Consider the following 3,706-nt stretch of genomic DNA (forward strand, 5'->3'; position numbering starts at 1 on the left):
ATTAATACAATCGTCCTCGTTTATAACGAGGATGCACGAGAGCCACATTTTTAATGTGGCGTATAAGTTAGGCGATACAATCACTTTTCTTCATAATCCTCGTTGCAAACGAGGACTATATGTGCATAAAAAAGGCCAAACAGTATAATGCTTGGCCTTATATATTAATATTAATCTTCAGCTAAAAACGGATAACGGTAATCAGTTGGCGGATTAAAAGTTTCCTTAATAGTCCGTGGAGAAACCCAGCGTAACAAATTAATCATTGCACCAGCTTTATCGTTTGTGCCTGATCCTCTGGCGCCGCCAAATGGCTGTTGCCCAACTACTGCACCCGTACATTTATCGTTAATGTAAAAATTACCAGCTGAGTTGCGTAATGCGTAGCTGGCTTTTTCTATAGCATACCTATCTTGTGATAAAATAGCCCCTGTTAAAGCATAAGGTGAAGTGGTATCAATTACTTCTAAAATCTGGTCGAATTCTTGATCTTGGTATACGTATACAGATAATACCGGGCCAAAAAGTTCTTCACACATAGTGGTATATTTCGGATCGTCAACCACTAAAACAGTTGGTTCTATGAAATAACCTTTACTCTTATCATAATTACCACCGGCAATAACTTCAACTCCTTTATCTTTTTTAGCCTGATCAATATATTTAGCCAGTTTATCGAAAGAACGTTCATCAATTACAGCATTAATGAAATTGCTGAAATCTTCAGTTCCACCCATTTTAAATGAAGCTAAATCTCTGATCATTATTTTCTTAATCTCAGGCCAAAGGCTTTGTGGGATATAAGTACGGCTGGCAGCAGAACATTTTTGTCCCTGGTATTCGAAAGCACCACGTACAATTGCAGTAGCCGAAGCTGCAACATCTGCACTTGGGTGAACCAAAATAAAATCTTTACCACCAGTTTCACCAACTATACGTGGGTATGATTTGTACTTATGGATATTTGTGCCGATTGTTTTCCATATCTCCTGAAAAACTTTGGTAGAACCGGTAAAGTGAATACCTGCAAAATCAGCGTGATTAAAAACTACATCGCCTACTTCAGGGCCATCGGCAAAAATAAGATTAATTACACCATCAGGTAAGCCAGCTTCGCGAAAAATTTGCATAATTACATTAGCCGCATAAACTTGCGTATCAGCAGGTTTCCAAACCACCACATTACCCATCATGGCTACACAAGCAGGTAGATTGCCCGCAATTGCTGTAAAGTTGAAAGGAGTTAAAGCAAATATAAAACCTTCTAAGGGGCGTTGTTCGGTTCTGTTCCACATGCCATTTGGAGATACTGGAGGCTGTTGGCCATAAATATCCTGCATATAACTTACGTTAAAACGTAAGAAATCTACCAATTCGCAAGCGGCATCTATTTCTGCCTGATAGGCATTTTTACTTTGCCCAAGCATGGTTGCAGCATTAATTTGGTAACGGTATTTTGTAGCAATCAAATCTGCAGCTTTCATAAAGATGGCCGCTCTGTGTTCCCAAGCTAAAGCTTCCCAATCAGCTTTGGCAGCTAAGGCAGCATCTATAGCTTGTTTTACATGACTTTTGTCGCCATAACTAAATGTGGCCAGTACATGCTGATGATCATGTGGAGCTACTACTTTCTTTTTGTTTTTTGTATGTATTTCTTCTCCGCCAATAAACATTGGAATATCCAATTGTTTAGAACGTGCCTCTGCGATAGCCTCTTTTAAAAGCAAACGTTCTTTTGTGCCTGGCGCATAGCTATTAATAGGCTCGTTAACCGGGGTAGGTACGTTAAAAAATCCTTTAAGCATATTTTATTTTTTATGATTTGGACAAAGATAATGCTTTTTGGGGTAGGCAATTCTATTATTCTGTAAAGAAAATAGGGCAAACGTTTGACTATGTAATTGAATGATAAGAGAGGTTAATTAAAGGATTATTATGGTTAAAATTTGACTAGTGTCACGTCGATTGAATTTGCCAGGGCTAAAGATTATCATGATATTAGTGGTAACGCTTTTTACCTCGATTACTATGAGACTTATATATTTATCGATTATCTTCCTGTTATTTACCAGCTCGTCCTTTTGTCAAATAAATGATAATAGTATCCTGATAAAGCAACTTGATTCTATTGGGCGATTAGATCAGATTTACAGAGGCCAGCTCAGCGATATCAGGAATCACTTTGCAGATGATAGTCTTAAATTAAAAGATACTCTACGTAAACATTTTGAGTTAATCAATAAAGTAGATTCTTTGAACCTGATTAGGGTATCGGCAATTATTGATAAATACGGTTGGTTAAGTATTGATGAAATAGGGGAGGCTGCCAACTCAGCTTTATTCATGGTGATCCAGCATGCAGATTTGAAAACGCAGGAAAAATACTTGCCTATTATGCGAATTGCTGCAAAGAACAAAAAACTAAAAGCCACCAGTTTGGCGCTGCTCGAAGATAGGATTGCGATGTTTCAGGGTAGGAAACAGATTTATGGAAGTCAGGTAGCCTGGAATATGCTGACCAATAAATATACCATTATGCCCATGATCGATCCTGATCATGTTGATACCCGAAGGGCAGATATAGGTCTTGGATCTTATGCTGCTTATCTGATTGATATGGGTATTGTATGGAATGTTGAACAATATAAAAAAGATCTGCCTCAGATAGAAGGATGGCATAAAAAGACGATGAGCATAAATAAAGCTAAAAACTGATTTTGTTTCCTGCTGATTTACAAGGTGCAGTTAGAAAAAGAAACATATCTACTTAATGGCAACGCTGTACGCTCTGCTCTCTGCTTTTCGCTCAATGCTCAAGAGATCAGCTTTTGCTTCATCATATCTAAAAAATCTTTGCGGTAAGTTTCTCCTATCAATATTTCTGCAGAAATGCCTTTTAAAATAATCCTGTTTCCATCAATGGAGGTGATTTTATTAAGCGCCACTATAAACGATTTCTGCACACGGATAAATTGTGCTTTGGGCAATCTTTCCTCTACATCTTTCATGGTTAGAAGCGCAAGCGTTCTAATGCCATTATGGTGAAAAGCAATATAATTTTTCATGCCTTCAACAAAATCAATTTCGGCAATATTAATTTTTAGCATTTTACCTTTAGCCTCTGTTTTAACCATGAAATAATCATCATCCTGCTGGTTCACAGGTGCGCTGTTTTTTTTAGTGTTAATAATCTTTTGAGCCTTGTTTATGGCTTGTAAAAAACGGGGCAAAGGAATAGGTTTAACTAAATAATCAACCACATCAAGATCAAAACCGGCAGTGGCAAACTCTTTGTAGGCAGTGGTAAGTAAACTCAACCCCTTTTTTGTAATGATTTGCGAGTCTTTTTTTTATGTTTTCCATACCTATACCACTCGAGAGTTCTTTAGGCCCTTTTTTCTTTTTGTTCCAGGTGCTTAAACGAATATGATGGTCGGTTTCGTTAATGCTTAAGGCTATTTTAACAGGATGCAAATTATCTGTACAATTGCCATGTTTTAAGATATTCTCTACAACAGTAATTAGAATTAATGGAATCAATCTTACATTATCGGTATTTCCATTCACACTAAAATCGATCTGTAACTTGTTATTGAAACGAAGCTGATTAATTTTAATTACATTTTTAATATGCTCAATTTCCTCTTCTATTAATGTCATGCGGTCATCTTTGTCCATTTCCAGCGAATAGCGCATGATTTTACTG

4 protein-coding genes are annotated in these 3,706 nt (G+C 37.0%); 1 reads left to right on the top strand and 3 read right to left on the bottom strand.

Going from position 1 to position 3,706, the window contains the following annotated elements; all coding sequences use genetic code 11:
* Window positions 1-170: 170 nt before the first annotated feature.
* Complete coding sequence (gene pruA, locus AC1DND_RS23580; protein ID WP_477585025.1) at window positions 171-1,805, bottom strand: L-glutamate gamma-semialdehyde dehydrogenase; 1,635 nt, start codon at window positions 1,803-1,805, stop codon at window positions 171-173.
* A 223-nt stretch (window positions 1,806-2,028) separates the two neighbouring features.
* Between pruA and AC1DND_RS23585 the strand changes: the two genes are divergently transcribed.
* Window positions 2,029-2,715: a DUF6624 domain-containing protein gene (locus tag AC1DND_RS23585; protein ID WP_477585026.1), complete on the top strand. Its 687-nt coding sequence runs from the start codon at window positions 2,029-2,031 to the stop codon at window positions 2,713-2,715.
* Window positions 2,716-2,813: 98 nt separating this feature from the next.
* Here the strand turns inward: AC1DND_RS23585 and AC1DND_RS23590 are convergent, their stop codons facing one another.
* Both AC1DND_RS23590 and AC1DND_RS23595 read right to left on the bottom strand, forming a co-directional pair.
* Window positions 2,814-3,317 carry a LytR/AlgR family response regulator transcription factor gene (locus tag AC1DND_RS23590; RefSeq protein ID WP_477585027.1) on the bottom strand — a complete coding sequence of 168 codons (504 nt, stop codon included), beginning with the start codon at window positions 3,315-3,317 and terminating at the stop codon, window positions 2,814-2,816.
* The coding region (locus AC1DND_RS23595; protein ID WP_477585028.1) for a histidine kinase at window positions 3,268-3,706 on the bottom strand (439 nt) is incomplete at its 5' end. The genes AC1DND_RS23590 and AC1DND_RS23595, both read right to left, overlap by 50 nt.

It is taken from the genome of Pedobacter sp. 01N416 (assembly GCF_056399685.1).

Bases quoted from the DNA above. Each gene is read 5' to 3' on its own strand.
- pruA (WP_477585025.1), bottom strand. From the start codon at position 1,805: ATGCTTAAAGGATTTTTTAACGTACCTACCCCGGTTAACGAGCCTATT.
- AC1DND_RS23585 (WP_477585026.1), top strand. From the start codon at position 2,029: ATGAGACTTATATATTTATCGATTATCTTCCTGTTATTTACCAGCTCG.